Source organism: Brassicibacter mesophilus, assembly GCF_050433385.1.
Taxonomy (GTDB): domain Bacteria; phylum Bacillota; class Clostridia; order Tissierellales; family Proteiniboraceae; genus Brassicibacter; species Brassicibacter mesophilus.
In genome coordinates this window covers 186,293-203,346 of record NZ_JBNPXI010000001.1, presented here as the reverse complement: position 1 = coordinate 203,346, position 17,054 = coordinate 186,293, and the positions used below count along the sequence as shown (strand labels likewise).

13 protein-coding genes are annotated in these 17,054 nt (G+C 31.0%); 11 read left to right on the top strand and 2 right to left on the bottom strand.

Annotated features, from left to right (window positions below; genetic code table 11):
• Nucleotides 1–114: 114 nt before the first annotated feature.
• The 3 genes from HNR33_RS01090 to HNR33_RS01080 all read left to right on the top strand — a co-directional run bounded on the left by HNR33_RS01090 (nt 115) and on the right by HNR33_RS01080 (nt 2,184).
• Nucleotides 115–309, top strand: a complete 195-nt coding sequence (locus tag HNR33_RS01090) for a hypothetical protein (protein ID WP_429079224.1) — start codon at nt 115–117, stop codon at nt 307–309.
• Between the two features lie 117 nt (nt 310–426).
• Complete coding sequence (locus HNR33_RS01085; protein ID WP_429079223.1) at nt 427–1,158, top strand: glycerophosphodiester phosphodiesterase; 732 nt, start codon at nt 427–429, stop codon at nt 1,156–1,158.
• Nucleotides 1,159–1,296: 138 nt separating this feature from the next.
• A complete protein-coding gene (locus tag HNR33_RS01080; protein WP_429079222.1) occupies nt 1,297–2,184 on the top strand; it encodes a YegS/Rv2252/BmrU family lipid kinase in 888 nt (295 codons plus the stop codon).
• Nucleotides 2,185–2,238: 54 nt separating this feature from the next.
• Here the strand turns inward: HNR33_RS01080 and HNR33_RS01075 are convergent, their stop codons facing one another.
• A complete protein-coding gene (locus HNR33_RS01075) occupies nt 2,239–2,652 on the bottom strand; it encodes a bactofilin family protein (RefSeq protein ID WP_429079221.1) in 414 nt (137 codons plus the stop codon).
• A gap of 21 nt (nt 2,653–2,673) precedes the next feature.
• Complete coding sequence (locus HNR33_RS01070; protein ID WP_429079220.1) at nt 2,674–3,624, bottom strand: peptidoglycan DD-metalloendopeptidase family protein; 951 nt, start codon at nt 3,622–3,624, stop codon at nt 2,674–2,676.
• Nucleotides 3,625–3,829: 205 nt separating this feature from the next.
• Here HNR33_RS01070 and HNR33_RS01065 point away from each other — a divergent pair, with 205 nt between their 5' ends.
• From HNR33_RS01065 to hutU, 8 genes are all read left to right on the top strand, one after another.
• A complete protein-coding gene (locus HNR33_RS01065; RefSeq protein ID WP_429079219.1) occupies nt 3,830–4,279 on the top strand; it encodes a MarR family winged helix-turn-helix transcriptional regulator in 450 nt (149 codons plus the stop codon).
• A 2-nt stretch (nt 4,280–4,281) separates the two neighbouring features.
• Nucleotides 4,282–5,703, top strand: a complete 1,422-nt coding sequence (locus tag HNR33_RS01060; RefSeq protein WP_429079218.1) for an MATE family efflux transporter — start codon at nt 4,282–4,284, stop codon at nt 5,701–5,703.
• A gap of 142 nt (nt 5,704–5,845) precedes the next feature.
• A complete protein-coding gene (locus tag HNR33_RS01055; RefSeq protein ID WP_429079217.1) occupies nt 5,846–11,236 on the top strand; it encodes a diguanylate cyclase in 5,391 nt (1,796 codons plus the stop codon).
• A gap of 151 nt (nt 11,237–11,387) precedes the next feature.
• The gene (locus tag HNR33_RS01050; protein WP_429079216.1) at nt 11,388–12,392 is read left to right on the top strand and encodes a LacI family DNA-binding transcriptional regulator; all 1,005 of its coding nucleotides are present in this window, start codon (nt 11,388–11,390) and stop codon (nt 12,390–12,392) included.
• Between the two features lie 63 nt (nt 12,393–12,455).
• On the top strand, nt 12,456–12,737 hold the full coding sequence (locus HNR33_RS01045) for a YkuS family protein (RefSeq protein WP_429079215.1): 282 nt from the start codon (nt 12,456–12,458) through the stop codon (nt 12,735–12,737).
• A gap of 177 nt (nt 12,738–12,914) precedes the next feature.
• Complete coding sequence (locus HNR33_RS01040) at nt 12,915–13,289, top strand: hypothetical protein (RefSeq protein WP_429079214.1); 375 nt, start codon at nt 12,915–12,917, stop codon at nt 13,287–13,289.
• A gap of 181 nt (nt 13,290–13,470) precedes the next feature.
• Entirely contained in the window at nt 13,471–14,997 is a 1,527-nt protein-coding gene (hutH, locus tag HNR33_RS01035; protein ID WP_429079213.1) for a histidine ammonia-lyase, read from the top strand.
• Nucleotides 14,998–15,020: 23 nt separating this feature from the next.
• Nucleotides 15,021–17,048 (top strand): urocanate hydratase, encoded by a 2,028-nt coding sequence (gene hutU / locus HNR33_RS01030; RefSeq protein WP_429079212.1) that lies wholly within the window; start codon nt 15,021–15,023, stop codon nt 17,046–17,048.
• Nucleotides 17,049–17,054: the final 6 nt, after the last annotated feature.

Sequence of the window (17,054 nt, the reverse complement as noted above, 5' to 3'; positions counted from 1 at the left end):
TTAAAAAAATTTTTTTATCACATAATAAATATGTAATAAACAAACAATAATCATGAATGAAAATTATTTTTAAACTTAGACTTTTGGATTATTTTGCAGGGAGGTGTTTGTATTATGGAAATGAATACGAAAGATATGGTAAAGAAAAAACTACTTGATGCGCAAGAGATGGTAAGAGACTATGAAATGTTTTCTAAGCAAACTAGTGATACTGAATTGGTAGAGACTTTCAAAATGTTTGCTGAAGAGTCTGGAATGCAGGCTAGAAGACTTCAAGCAATCCTAGATAAATACGAAGGTTTTAAATAAAGTATAAAAAATAAGACCCTAATATTGGGTCTGTTTTTTGTGTAAAAATATTATTGAAACAAAGCAGGAAACAATTAGTATGGGAAGAATATACTTTTAGAGAAGGGGGAGATGTTTGTGAATAATCCTAAAATAATTGCACATAGGGGGGCTTCAGGATACGCACCAGAAAATACTATGTCATCATTTAGAAAAGCTCTCTCAATGAATGCTGATGGTATAGAGCTTGATGTACACCTTACAAAGGATGGACATCTAGTAGTATGCCATGATGAAAGAGTTGATAGAACTACTGATGGGAAGGGCTTTATAAAAGAATTGACATTATCAGAAATCAGACAGCTAGATGCAGGCTCATGGTTTAATGAACAATTCAAAGGAGAAAGAATCCCAGTGCTTGAAGAAGTCTTTGATTTGATAAAGTGTAAAGATATTTTATTAAATATAGAGTTAAAAAGTGGTCCTATCTTTTATGATGGTATTGAAAATCAAGTTATAGATATGATTAGAAAATACAAGATGGAAGAAAGAACTATAGTGTCTTCATTTAATCATTATAGTTTAATAGAAATAAAGAAAATAAATAGAAAAATAAAAACTGGAATTTTATATATGGCTGGGGTAGTTGATCCATGGATATATGCTAAGAGAATAGAAGCAAATGCTATACATCCCTTATTCTATAATATTAATCAAAGATTTATAAAAGGCTGTAGAGAAAATGGACTAACTGTGACCCCTTTTACTGTAAATGAAGAGGAATATATGATAGCTATGATAATATCAGGAGTATCTGGTTTTATAACGAATTATCCAGATAAGGCAAAGCGAATAATTGATAGATTATAGGGCATAATTCGATTAACAGACTCTAGATTCATATATGTACTTTGCTGAACTTTTGTATTATAATAGTTACTGGTAATCGTAATTGTAGTAATATTTATAATTGATGTGTTGGTTAATCAAGTAAGGAAAGGTGACATTATGAAAAAGGTCAAAATAATATATAATCCTTCTTCAGGAAGACAGTTAATACAAAGAAGGCTAGATATAATATGCAAAATACTTATGGACAATGGTTATATAATAGGGAAATTTGCAACTAAGAAGAAAAATGATGCTATGAATGAGACCATTAAATGCTGCAATGAAGATTGGGATCTAATAATTACATGCGGCGGTGATGGTACTGTCAATGAAGTTGCTACCGGAATTGTGGTAGGAGGTAGAAAAATACCAGTTGCTATTCTAGCAGCAGGAACTGTAAATGACTTTGCTAATTTCATGTCATTACCAAGGACTTCTAGAGAATTTTGTGATATGATAATAAAAGAAAATATAATCGATGTAGATTTAGGTAAAATCAATGATAAATACTTCGTGAATGTAGCAGCGGGAGGACTTCTTACTAACGTTGCACATCAGGTTCCATCAGAAGTTAAAACTGTATTAGGCAGGGCTGCGTATTACATAGAAGGTATAAAAGAGATACCAAAGCAGATGTTTAAAGCAATCAACGTTAATTTTCAAAGTGATGAGTATACTGCACAAGATGAAATCTTTCTCTTTTTAGTATCTAATAGTTCGTCCATAGGAGGGTTTAGAAAACTTGCACCGAAGGCACAAGTAGAAGATGGGCTATTAGACTGTATAATCATTAAGAAATCTGAGATACAAGATGTGTTTTCAATATTTTTAAATATACTTAAGGGGGAGCACATTAACCATCCAAATGTTGAGTATTTCAAAACAAAAAAGATTAGGATAGATTCAAACGAAGATGTACAGATTGATGTTGATGGTGAATATGCTGGAATTCTACCATCAACATTCGAAGTTTTACCAAAAAGTTTTAGAATCTTTATAGCATAAAAAATGCACCTCAAAATATTAGACTGACGCCTAATATTTAGGGTGCGTTTCATTTTAGGCTCCTTTAGTTTCTAACTCTTTTAACTCTTTACTTTTATTTGATTTCTGACTTTTGCCATCCGTAGTATTTTGCATTTTACACTTTCCTTCAAAAATTGCATTTTCATCTACAATGAAAGTTTTAACATCTACATCTCCAAACAATGTAGCAGTACTTGCCAACCTGAGTTGCTCATTACATTTGGCATTACCTCTAATGGCTCCAGAATTGAACAAATTATCACACTTGACATTTCCAATTATTTTTCCATCAGGACCTATAACAACATTGCCTTCTACTATTAAATCACCAGTTAGTTCTCCGTCAACTCTAATTGTTCCTGTACCTTCGACTATTCCTTGAAGTTTGGTGTTTTTACCTATGAGTGTATCTATCCTATCTGTATTTATCTCCTTTTTTCCAAACATCATTATCTCTCCTTTAAATGGCTAATCATAATTGTTTATAACATTTTTAGGATTAACTGTCTTACCATAGAGACGTACCTCGAAATGAAGATGTGGGCCTGTACTGCGTCCCGTATTACCCATCTCGCTAATAAGTTGACCCTTTTCTACTTTATCTCCAACTTTGACAAGTAGCTCTCTATTATGTCCATATACCGATTGATATCCATACCCATGACTTATGACTATCATTTTGCCATATCCACTATTGTATCCTGCAAAAGTAACAACACCCTTACCAGCAGCTTTTATTTTAGTACCAGAATTGTTGGCAATATCTATTCCAGTATGGAACTCTCTACCTCTACCGAAAGGATTTTTCCTATACCCATATGGAGATGTAATCTTTCCACTTGTAGGCATAAGATTTGGCTTTGACTCTAAATATTTTAATTTTTTTTCGACATCAGTTATTAACGAATTCAAATCATCGCTGCTTTGATCCAACATTTTTGACAACTCACTCATCTGAGCCTCAAAATGATCATCATTTTCAGCAAGAGAATAATCACTTCTTGAAACTAATCCACCACCCCTAGAGGTATTAGTGATTGATTTGCTGCTGTCTTTTGAATCGGTTAATCCTACCATATTTTTCACAGTTTCTTGCAATGAAGATATGGATTTTAATTTTTCCTCAACTTCTGCAGTTTTCGTTCTTAAGCTATTTATTTCATCTTCTTGTTGAAGATTTATTTGTTCTAGCTTTTCAAGTCTAGTAGTTTTCTCACCATAGTTTTCTTTAAGTTGATTATATGATTCATATAGGTTCCATGTTAAATATCCAGAGGTGCAAATTACTAGTATTGCTAAGGAAAGTATAAATTTTGGTATCCATGAAGCAAATTTTAATTGCTTTATGTCTTTAGAATGTGGAACTATAAGGAGTGAAATTGACTTAGATTCCTTTGATTTAGTATGTATTGATTTCAATATTCCCCTCCTTTCATTTGGAATTTAAAAATTAGGCATGTCCCTATAACACTATTCTATCTTAAAATTAAAATTCCTTCTTTTGATTTAGAAAAAGTATATTGTTTTAATTGACAAAAATCGTTAAGTGCTTTATCCCGTTGACTTAATTATCACTATAATGTTAGAATATTTAGTGTACCGAAATATATTGGAGGGTGATAAATTGAGTAAGGTTGAAATGGATGCAAACGTGGTTCAAATTGAAAAAAATTTGAGAATGGTTGATTTTATTATCAGAAAAAAAGGTAGGGAAATTCTAAATGACTTTAACATAACAGGACCTCAGTTTACTGCACTTCAATGGCTGATAAGTGATGAAAAAATGACCATAGGAGAATTGAGCCAAAAAATGTCATTAGCCTGCAGTACCATTACTGATTTAATTGATAGGATGGAAAAAAGTAATTTAGTTTTACGTACTAAGGATGAACAAGACAAAAGAGTAGTGAGACTTCAAGTTCAGCCAGTAGGTCATGATTTAGTCAAAAAAGTTTTGGAGAAAAGACAAATGTATTTAAATGAAAAACTTAGTGCATTTACCGAAAAAGATAAGCAGTTTCTCAGTGATAGTTTAAAAGCATTGTATGAAGCAATGGGAGATGAGGGGGAATAAGCATGGCTGAGAAAACAATTATGGAACAAGAAAGGCAGCTTCCTGATACTGATCTTGGGAAAGCAACATTTAAGCTCGCGTTACCGGCTATAATGGAAATGTTAATGCAGACGTTATTAGGATTTGCAGATATGGCTATGGTAGGAAGCTTAGGAGCAGTAGCAATTGCTGCTATAGGGCTCAGTGACATGCCTATGATGACAGCTATGTCATTGTTTGCAGCTTTAAGTGTAGGAACAACTGCTTTAGTAGCAAGAGCTATTGGAGCACGAAATCAAAGTGAAGCTAGTAATGTAGCAAAACAGTCACTTATTGTAAGTATAGCAATGGCTATAATTTTTACTTCATTAGGGCTTTTATTGGCTACCCCTATAGTTAAATTGATGGGCGCCGAATCAGATGTCATTCCAAAATCAGTTGCTTATTTCAGAATTGTCAGCTTAGGACTACCATTTATGATTGTAACTATGATAATGAGTGGTGTCTTAAGAGGCAGTGGAGATACAAAGACACCCATGTATATAAACGGAATTTCAAATATAATTAACATAATTGGAAACTTTTTTATGATATTTAGCAGCAGAAATATATCGATAAATGTTCCTTTTATTGAAAAGAATATTTCGATATTTGTTCCAGGTGCTGGTCTTGGTGTATCAGGAGCTGCTATTTCAACAACCTTTTCTAGGTGCTTAGGTGGAATAATTCTTCTAATTATCTTAACAAAGGGAAGGGCTTTAGTTAAATTAAATCTACGAGAAAAAGTAGAGATTGATTTTGTTACAATCAAAAGAATATTTAAAATAGGTATACCTGCAGCTATAGAGCAATTTCTTATGAGGTTCGGACAACTTCTTTTTGCAAGAATAGTTTCATCTTTAGGCACAGTAATGTTTGCAGCACATAGAATAACCTTAACGGCTGAATCTTTATCATTTAATGCTGGATTTGGATTTGCACTTGCGGCAACTACTCTAGTTGGACAGTATCTTGGTGCCAATAAACCTAAGTTGGCTGAAAAAAGTGGATTTATTGCTGTTAAAATGGGGGCTATTTGGATGGCTGCATTTGGAGTATTCTTCTTTATTTGGCCTGATGCGTTTTTAAAAATATTTACTAGGGATAAAGAAATATTAGATAGTGCTAGATGGTGTCTAAAAATAGTTGCTATTTCTCAGCCTTTTTTAGCTGCCGTAATGGGATTTGCAGGGGCATTGAGAGGGGCTGGCGATACAAAAAGAGTTTTAATAATTACATTTACAGGTATTTGGGGGATCAGATTGACTTTTGCGTACTTGCTAGCTATCGTATTAAAGCTTGGGTTGATAGGAGCATGGATAGCTATGAGTATCGATTTGGTTGTCAGAGGAATACTGTTCTTTTTTATGTTTAAAGGAGGTAAGTGGAAAAGCATTAAAGTTTAGGTATAACTTAAATTAATTAATGGTCAAAATACATATAAAAATAGTAAAAAAGTATGATATAATATAAAAAAATTTGAATTTCCCCTAGGACTTTATTCTAGGGGAATCTTGGTTCTTCATTTTTCATGGGGGAAGTGTGAAGATGCAACTAATAAATAATAGATACAAAATTGAAGGTATCTATGGAGATTATGAAAATGCAACTGTTTATAGAGCAAGTGATCTATGGAATGGAAATAAAAAATTATTGTTGAAATTATTTCTTGATGAAAGTCAGAATATTGACATTGTTCAGAAAATATCAAGTGATTTTTTGGAATTGTCTAGTGTTAAGCATAAGAATATTATATCTAATCATAGTTTTAATATAGTTAGCTCTATTGACAATAAACTAGTAAGAAAAAACCAATTTTTCTACACAAAAGACTTTGTTGATGGAGTTAAGTTGAATTATTTTTTCGGTAAGCTTAGTTTGTACGAGATACTTGATATAATTGTTCAGTTGATTGAAGTTGCTGATTATTTACAATTTAGAGGATATGTATACCAATACATAACGCCTGATAATATATATGTAATTAAGGATAATAATAATAATATAACTGTTAAGGTAGCCGATCTTGCAGAAATCTTAGAAAAGAAAATAAATAATTCATACAATGATAGTCATAGCTTCTATTTAGCGCCTGAAGTAAGATTAAAACAAAAAAGTGTGGACAAGTCTTCAGACATATATTCTATAGGTATGATTTTTTACTCATTATTAACTGGACAGCAAAAGGAATATTTGCCTAATCGCTCTGATAATAGCTATTTAAGTATTAATACTAATCAGAAATACAAGATAGATGCTTTGCTAGAAAAAATGGTAAATAAGGAAACTAATCTTAGAACCTCAAACTCTGATGCTATTGTCAAAGAAATAAACAATATTTTTGAGACTAATTGCAAATTAAATGTTAAAGATGGTAGAAATGAGCTTAACTTTAAAACAAAAATAGTTGGAAGAGATAAAGAAATTAGGCTAATTAAGTACATAGATAATCAGTTTGAAAACAGGTGTTTCAATAATAATTTAGTAATTGTAACTGGAGAAGAAGGGATAGGTAAGACTAGGTTATTAAAAGAAATAGAATATGGACTGAGAATAAAAGGAAGAACAATTTATTCTACTAATATACCTGATGATAATACTAAGGAACTAGGTCCTATAATTAAAATTCTAAAACAAATGATTAATAATTGTGACACTAAGCTTATAGATAAGTATGGAAGTGAATTAGTAAAAATATTGCCTGATATAACATCAATTAAGGATGTAAAGCCATCATCCATGCTTAGTGGGAATCGTGAAAGGCTAAGGTTGTATGATAGGATATGCAACTTTATTGTTGATACTGTTAATAATAGGCCTACTTATATTGTAATAGATAATTTTCATAATAGTGACTTTGAAACAATAAATTTAATTAATTATATTGTCAATAATAATAGAGGATGCCCATTGTTAATAGTTTTATCCTGTAATAAAGATGTAATGCCAAATAGGAAAAAATTTAATAGTATTATTGATGAGTGGTCTGAAACTGAAGGAGTAGAAGAACTAAAACTTCTTAGGTTTAATTTTGAAGAAACAGCAGAAATGATAAAAAATGTTTTAGGCATTAGCTTTAGACCTATTAATTTTTCTACTAGAGTAATTAATGACACTCTTGGCAATCCAAGACATATAGAGGAAACTTTAAAAAGTCTCCTAGCTGTAGGAGAAATATTTATTAACGATAGCGGATGTTGGGACTCTAAAACAAAAAACTATACTAAAATACATATTCCTGCAAATGTTGATGAGGCTATTAAAAGGCAGTTAAAGCTATTAAATAAAGAATTGCTTGGAGTTGCTGAGTATGTATCAATTTTTAACACATCAGTATCAAAGTCAATAATAGGCAAGATAGTTAATAACCAATTCACTGACATTGATGAAAAGATAAATAAACTTGTTTCAATGAAGATATTAGAAGAAAGGGTGGAAGATTGGGGCTATACTTATGATTTCTATAACAAACAGCTAAAAACATACATATATCAAAGTATAGACCAAGAAAAAAGAACTAAGTTTCATAAATTAGCTGCAGATATTTTGGAAGAAGTATATTTAAGACAGAACAGAGGTAATACAGATGAGCTTATTTATCATTACAACTTATCTAATCAAATAGAAAAATCCATTAAACAAGCAATATCTACTGCAAAAAAAATGAGAGGACTTGTAGGAAATCTTCAGTTGATTTCATTATGGGAAAATGCTTATGACCTAATGAAGGGAAGGGCAAACATTGATAAGGTAGATGTATTGGTTAATCTTGGAGGTCTTTGTATTATTCAAGGTATGAATGAAAAGGCTTTTGATTATTATAGAGAAGGATTAATTGATGCACAGAAGCTTAATGCGCATAAATACATTGTAGTATGTAACAATGGAATTGCTGATGTTTTTTACAGACGAAAAAACATTGAGGTATCAGAAAAATATGTATTAGAAGCAAAAAAAATTGCTGATAAGTATCATGATATCGAGGGTACATTAGAATGTATAAGAATACTAAATAAAATCAACATAGCAAAAGGTAAATACTATGATGCAATTAGAGATAGTGAACAGTATCTTTCTTTAGCGTTAGGGGAAGAACTTTATTACTATGTAGGACATTTTTATAACCATATAGGAATATCATATGCATTTACAAACCAAATTGAACGGACGAGGGAATGTTTTGAAAGAAGTATAGATTACTTTTTTAAATCTGGTGATTTTATAGAATCTACTAGGCCTATCAATAATTTAGGAGCTATATATTCAGATTATTATAATGATATGAATAAAGCAATGGAATATTACTTGCAAGGGTTAGATATTTGTCAGAAATACCATTCTTTTGAAAGTGAAGCCAATTTTTTAAATAATATTGGAGAGTTATACATTAGAGATGATCAGTATGAAAAGGCTAAAGATTATGTGGAAAAAGCCGAAACTATAACTAGAGAAATAGAAGATGAAAGCCTACTGTTTATGATACAAGTAAATCTTGCAACTATATATTTAAACCTTGGGGAGTATGAAAAGTGTTACAAATATTTCCTAGTTGTTAAGAATGAATTTGAGAAGACATTCATAGAAGAGCAGCATATCAGCAGATATCATAATTTCTTGAGTATTTTTTATCATAAATTTGGTATGTATAAGGAATCATTAGATCATGCCATTATGACAAAGGATAAAAGTAAAGAACTTGATAAAAAACTCATATTAAGCTCTGAAAGTAGAATTGCATTATTAAATTATACAATAGAAGGAGTTTCTGATGAAAAAGACATAGATAGGATATCATTAAAGTATAGAAAATCTAATTATATAGGTGATAGGAGAAAGCATCTTCTGATGTTTGCTTATATTGCTGTACAGGCTGGAGATGTAGAGTATGCTGATAGACTATTGTCTGAAGATGAAGAGGCATCTTTAATGTTTACAAATGCTTATATTGATGCATTTAGAGAATATGTTATTTGCCTAATTGATAAAGATAACGATGGATTAATAGAACTGAAAAACAAGATTAAAGGTCTTCATTTTAATGGGTTAGAGTATTATGTATATTTATCTTTAGGTGATAGTCATTTTAAAAGAAAAGAGTATTATAAATCTGCAAACTATTATTTAGCTGGACTAGATTTGTTGTATAGATTGGCAAAAAAAATACCTAATAAACATCTTCAGGTATCTTATATTGAAAAATACTGTGGAAAAACAGTTAAGAACAAAATCAATATTATTACAGCGGTTGTTAAGAAACAAGGAATTTATAATTTAGAAGAAAAAAGCTTTAGCATTGATATGGAGCTTGAAGATTATTTTGATTTTACTAGCATGATAGAACTATTTAATGAGGAAATATTTAATCTTGAATACAGAGAAAACACTAACACAAAAATTAAATATATTAAAAATATTGAAGAACTAATATCATACTTTGCTTATAATTACAAAGCAAATTTAGAATTGATATTGGATTTTGTTGTTCAAAAGACTTTTGCTAATAGAGCTATGATATATGTTTACGATGACCATTCAGATGAATTAGAGACATTGGTTTCTACTACTGAAAATAATTTTTTGCCAGAAAAAATGCAGATATTATCAGAGCTTAGACAAGAGAGCGAGGGACTATTAATTAATAGATCCTTTAAGCATGATAACAACAACTTGTTCATGTTATTACCTGATGATATAAAAGCATTGATGTGTGTTCCTATATTAAAAATACGAAGTGAGCATATAAATGTACAGACTAAGGATAGAAGAAAGAAATCGAAGCTAACATTACATGACGATATAATAGGTTATTTGTATTTAGACACTGATAAATTGTTTAATAGATTTGATACTAAAAGGCTTAAACTAATAGAAGTATTGTCTCATCTTATCTCTTTAAATATGGATAATCATAACCTTAAGATTACTTCTTCTGTTGATAAAATGACCGGTGCTTATACAAGAAAGTACTTTGACTTAGTGTTTAAAGAGATAATAAACAAGGCTATAAAAGAAGAGTCTTATTTTACAATTATTATGTCTGATGTAGACAAGTTCAAGAATGTAAATGATACATTCGGGCATCAAAAAGGTGATGAGATTTTAAGCAAGGTAGGAAAAATAATCTTAGATAGTATTAGAGAAACCGATATTGTAGGAAGGTATGGTGGAGAAGAATTTATTATAATATTATCTGACTCTTGTGAAAAAGATGGAAAAATGGTGGCAGAGAAGATAAGAAAAAAAGTAGAAAGTACAGTATTAGTAAGTCCAGAATATCCATTAACTATTAGCATGGGAGTATCAATGTTTCCTCAACATGGTCAGACTATTGAGGAGCTTATAGAAAAAGCAGACCAAGCGTTGTATAAAGCAAAAGAAAGTGGAAGAAATAAGAGTGTTGTCTGGAGCAACGACATTGGAAATTCTAAAAATAGACTTGATAAACTGGCAGGGATTGTAACGGGGAATATAGTTCAAGACCAAAGAAACGCTCTGGCTATGGTAGAAATAATCAATCTTCTAAAAGAGGATGTGTCTAGAGAAAAAAAGATACATAGATTCTTAGGGAGAATTATTGAAATAATCGAAGGAGAACAAGGTATTCTTTTTACTGTCAATGATAAGAAAATAGATAGAATTTATGCAAGACAGAGATTTTTAGACACATGGATAAAGCAACCAAGATATAATAAAAAGATAATTTTAAGGACTATAGTTGATAAGAATGGTGAATTTTTAATTGATTGGGAAGATATAAGAGACATCGATATTATAACTGGTAAGCCTAACTGGCAGTCACTTATTGTTGTTCCTTTAATATATAATGGAATGGTTAAAGGTGTATTGCAGATTTCTGTACCAATTAAGGAAAAAGAGTTTGATTATAATAGTTATAACTTTGTTAACAATATTGGAAATGTAATAGCAGCTATGATATGAGTCATTGCTGCTATTACATATATAATGAGACAATATGATATAATAGAAAAAAAGATGAATTTTCTATAAATTTGTATTATAATTAAAAAGTTAATAATTTGAGAACAATAAAACTAATATAAAACGAAAAGTAATAATTGGAGGTATAAAGATGACAGCTACTATAAAAGATGTTGCGAAAATGGCAGGCGTTTCGATATCTACTGTATCTAGAGTTATAAACAATTCAAAGCCTGTAAGTCCTGAAATTAGAAAAAAAGTTTTAGATGTAATAAATGAAGTTGGATACAAACCAAATGAAATTGCAAGAACTCTTGTAACAAAAAAATCATTTTTAATTGGTGTAATAGTTACTGATTTGGGAGATTCATATATTGCAGAAATGGTGAGAGGAATTGAAGAAGTAGGGAAAATGTATGACTACGATATTCTCCTTTGTAGTACATATGGTGATAAGGAAGCAGAAGTTAAATATGTACAGCTTTTAAATAGAAAGCAGGTTGAAGGTATTATTTTAATTTCTGATATTTTAAATGATGAAATTAAGGAACAAATGAGTGAATATAAGATCCCATTTGCTTACTTGAATAGATATTTTTATGAAGAAAACTATCCGACAGTTTCTATTGATGATTTAGAAGCTTCTTATGAGATGACTAACTATCTTATTAAGTTAGGGCATAAGAATATTGCTTATGTATCTAACAATGAAAATGATCATTCTCTTGAAACACTAAAACTTGAGGGTTACAGAAGAGCTATTGCTGAAAATGAAGAATGTACAGAAAATTTATACTTTACTGAAGGAAGAAATATTGATAATGGCTATGAAATTGCAAGAGATATAATAAGCTTTAATGAAAACATTACAGCAGTTTTTTGTGGTCATGACGAATTAGCTATAGGAGTTTTAAATTTCATGTATGATAATAACATTAAAGTTCCAGAGCAAATTTCTGTGGCTGGATATGGAGATGTTAAGATAGCTTCTATATTTAGACCAAGATTGACAACTATTAAAGAACCATTTTATGATATAGGAGCAGTAGCTATAAGAAGAATTATTAAGGAGCTTAAGGGAGAAAAAATCGACATGAATAATATAATACTTCCGTTCCAAATTCAAAAACGAGATAGTTGTGCAAAATTAAAATAAATTTAGAATAAAAGCCGCCTCGATTACTTATAATACCATTAAAAGTATGTGGAGGTGAGATTATTGCACAATAAAATTGCTGTAGAAGATAGTTTAGATAATGTAAAGGAATTTTTGACAAATAAAGGCTATGATGTATCCACTTTAAAAACCCCATTACTAGCGTATGATGATGATACTGATTATGAATTTGGCGATGAAAATTACTATGATGCTATAGTGATATCTGGGCAGAGTCAAAATTATATGGGGATAACTAAAAGATTAACTGATGCGACAATAATAGACGCAGCTGGAAAAACTCCAGATGAAGTATACAATCAAATAAAAAGCATATCAAAATAGGCAGCTATTAATATATAGCTGCTTTTTTCTATAATATATATAGAATAGCAAAAACATTTATTAAAAACCTTAGTATAACTATTTTTTCTTTTAATATATGCAATTATATTTTTTCATGTTGAATATAGCTATCTACACTGATAAAATGAATTATATGGATATGAATGGAGGTATACTATGGCAAATTATTCTAATCAGGATTTTAGTTCTAGCTTTTTTAAAAATAAACATTTCAAAAAGTTTTTGTTAGCTACTTTGACATTAGATATTTTAATATTTATAATAGCAATTATTATACATGGAAAAAGTATTAGTAGTATAATTTTAAGTAATTATTTTTTTACCATTGGAATAATCTTATTAATACTAGGTACTTTTTCAAGAGGAATTGCTTGGGGAGTACATAAAAAATCAGTACTTAAACCTCATCAGGACAATGAAAATGATTTGTTAATTGCAAAAGATAAACTTAAGCTTCTTGCTAAGATATTAGGATTTATGGGATTAATTAGTATGTTGATATCATTAATATTTGCAATAAATTACTATTAAAAAGCCACTTTGAGTGGTTTTTTTATGTGTTTATTTCAACACTTTATCAAGGTATAACTACATATTACTAAAATTTGTTGAAGTCTTAAAATTTTTTTGTAAAAACAGCAGGAGTTTTTGAATATTTAAAGAATAAGATATGTAAACTTAATTATAATTGCTAATAAGGAGTGATGGTATAGTGGGAAAAGTTATTTTGGATGGAAATAATCTTACAATAGAAGATGTTGTTAATGTCGCAAGATACAACTATCAAGTTGAATTATCTGAACAAGCTATAGAAAACGTTAATAAGTCAAGGAAATTAGTTGACAGATTTGTTGATGAAGAAAGAGTTGTATACGGGATTACAACAGGATTTGGTAAGTTCAGTGATGTGGTTATATCAAAAGAAGAGGCTCAGCAACTCCAAAGGAACCTAATTATAAGTCATTCATGTGGGGTAGGTGACCCGCTGGATGAAGAGATAGTTAGAGCAACTATGCTTTTAAGAGCTAATGCACTTTCAAAAGGTTTTTCAGGTATAAGGCTTTCAACTTTAAATACTTTAGTAGAAATGCTTAATAAAAAGGTTCATCCAGTAATACCTGAAAAAGGTTCACTTGGCGCTAGTGGAGACTTAGCACCATTATCTCATATGGTGTTAGTTTTATTAGGTGAAGGTGAAGCTTTTTACAATGGCAAACGCTTATCTGGCAAAGAAGCAATGCAACTAGCGGAAATATCAACTGTAGAACTCACATCAAAAGAGGGGCTTGCATTAATTAATGGAACTCAGGTTATGACTGCTATAGGAGCATTAACAGTATATGATTCTGTAAGATTAAGTAAGTTAGCTGATATTGCAGCATCATTAACTATTGAGGCGTTAAATGGTATTGTTACTGCATTTGACGAAAAAGTTCATAATGTGAGACCACATTTAGGTCAAATTAATACTGCTAGAAATCTGTTAAAGATATTAGATAATAGCAATATGACTACAAATCAAGGTGACATTAGAGTACAAGATGCTTATGTTTTAAGATGTTTACCACAAATCCATGGTGCAAGCAAAGACGCTATAGAATATGTAAAGGAAAAGGTGAATATTGAAATTAACTCAGCTACTGATAATCCACTTATATTTGAAAATGTTGAGCAAGTAATCTCAGGTGGGAATTTTCATGGGCAGCCAATGGCTCTAAGCTTTGATTTTTTAGGAATAGCTTTATCTGAACTTGCAAATGTTTCCGAAAGAAGACTTGAAAGATTAGTAAATCCAGCATTAAGTGGATTGCCAGCTTTTTTAGTTGAAAAAGGTGGCTTGAACTCTGGATTTATGATTGTACAGTATTCAGCTGCGTCATTGGTATCTGAAAACAAAGTGCTAGCGCACCCTGCTAGTGTAGATTCAATACCTTCTTCTGCCAATCAAGAAGATCATGTATCAATGGGAACCATAGCTGCAAGAAAGGCAAAAAATATATTAGATAATGCAAGAAAAGTTATTGCTATGGAAATGCTTGCAGCATGCCAGGCAATAGACTTAGCTGGAAACAAAGGATTAGGAAAAGGAACTAAGATAGCTTATGAGGAAATAAGAAATGTAACAAGTAAAATAGAAGATGATAGAATAATGTATATAGAAATAAACAAATGTGAAGAATTGTTAAAATCTAATATAATACTTGAAAAAGTAGAAAAAGAAATAAATGAATTGAATTAAATGTAAAGAAAGGAGAAAAGAGTATGATAAATAATTTGAACATTTCACAGGCTATGAATATTAAGCTTGATAATGAGTTGCCACAAATGCCGAAATTTATTGAGGGTATAAGAAGAGCTCCAAAGAGGGAATTTACATTAACAAAAAGAGAAACTGAGATAGCACTAAAAAATGCTCTACGATATGTACCAGAAGAACTCCATGAAAAATTAGCTCCAGAATTTTTAGAAGAGCTATTAACCAAAGGGAGAATATACGGATATCGTTTCAGACCAGAAGGAAAAATTAGTGGTAAATCAATTGATGAATATAAAGCAAACTGTATAGAAGGAAAAGCATTCCAAGTTATGATTGATAACAATTTAGATTTCGATGTTGCACTATATCCATATGAACTTGTTACATATGGAGAAACAGGTCAGGTTTGTCAAAATTGGATGCAGTATAGATTAATAAAAAAATATCTTGAAGTATTAACAGATGAACAGACACTAGTTATTGCATCAGGTCACCCTGTAGGACTATTTAAATCGAATCTTCAAAGTCCAAGAGTAATTATTACAAATGCTTTAATGATAGGAATGTTTGATGATCAAGAACACTGGAATAAAGCGCAGGCTATGGGAGTAGCAAACTATGGACAGATGACAGCTGGAGGTTGGATGTACATTGGACCACAGGGTATTGTCCATGGTACATTCAATACTATACTAAATGCAGGAAGAATGAAACTAGGAGTAGCTGACGATGGTGATTTAAAAGGACATCTATTTGTTTCTTCAGGTCTAGGTGGAATGAGTGGTGCTCAGGGTAAGGCAGTTGAAATAGCACATGGTGTAGGGATTATAGCTGAGGTAGACTACTCAAGGATTCAAACGAGATTAGACCAAGGATGGATTAACAGAGCTTCAAGTAACTTAGAAGAAATATTTGCTTGGGCAGACGAATATATGCAAAAGAAAGAGCCTATTGCGATTGCATATCATGGAAATATTATAGATTTACTTGAATATGCGGTTAAAAATAATATTCATATAGAGCTTTTATCTGACCAGACATCTTGCCACGCACCTTACGATGGAGGATATTGTCCTCAAGGGCTAACATTTGAAGAAAGAACTGAGCTACTAAGTACTGATAAAGCAAAGTTTAGAGAATTAGTAGATAGCTCACTAAGACATCATTTTGAACTTATTAAAGAACTTTCAAATAGAGGAACATATTTCTTTGATTATGGCAATAGTTTTATGAAGTCAGTATTTGATGCTGGAGTTAAAGAAATAGCTAAAAATGGAGTAGATGAAAGTGAAGGATTTATATTCCCATCATATGTAGAGGATATAATGGGACCTATGCTATTTGACTATGGATATGGGCCATTTAGATGGGTATGCTTAAGTGGTAAACATGAAGATTTGATTAAAACAGATAAAGCAGCTATGGATTGTATAAACCCAGATAGAAGAGGTCAAGACAGAGATAACTATGTTTGGATTAGAGATGCTGAGAAGAACCAGCTTGTTGTAGGTACACAAGCAAGAATATTATATCAAGATGCATTAGGTCGTAGAGATATAGCACTTAAATTTAATGAAATGGTTAGAAATAAAGAAGTTGGTCCAATAATGCTAGGTAGAGACCATCACGATACAGGTGGAACTGATTCACCATTTAGAGAAACATCTAATATAAAAGATGGTAGCAATGTAATGGCGGATATGGCTACTCACTGTTTTGCAGGAAATGCTGCTAGAGGAATGAGCTTGATTGCTCTTCATAATGGTGGTGGAGTAGGTATTGGAAAATCAATAAATGGTGGCTTTGGATTAGTGTTAGATGGAAGCGAGAGAGTTGATAACATAATAAGAAAAGCTATACCATGGGATACTATGGTAGGAGTGTCTAGACGTGCTTGGGCAAGAAACGAAAATTCAATAGAAACTTGTATGGAATACAATAAAATGCATCAAGGTACTGATCATATAACAATACCATACTTACCGAAAGAAGAGTTAGTTAAGAACTTAGTAGAGAAAGCTTTAGACAAATAAAGGAGG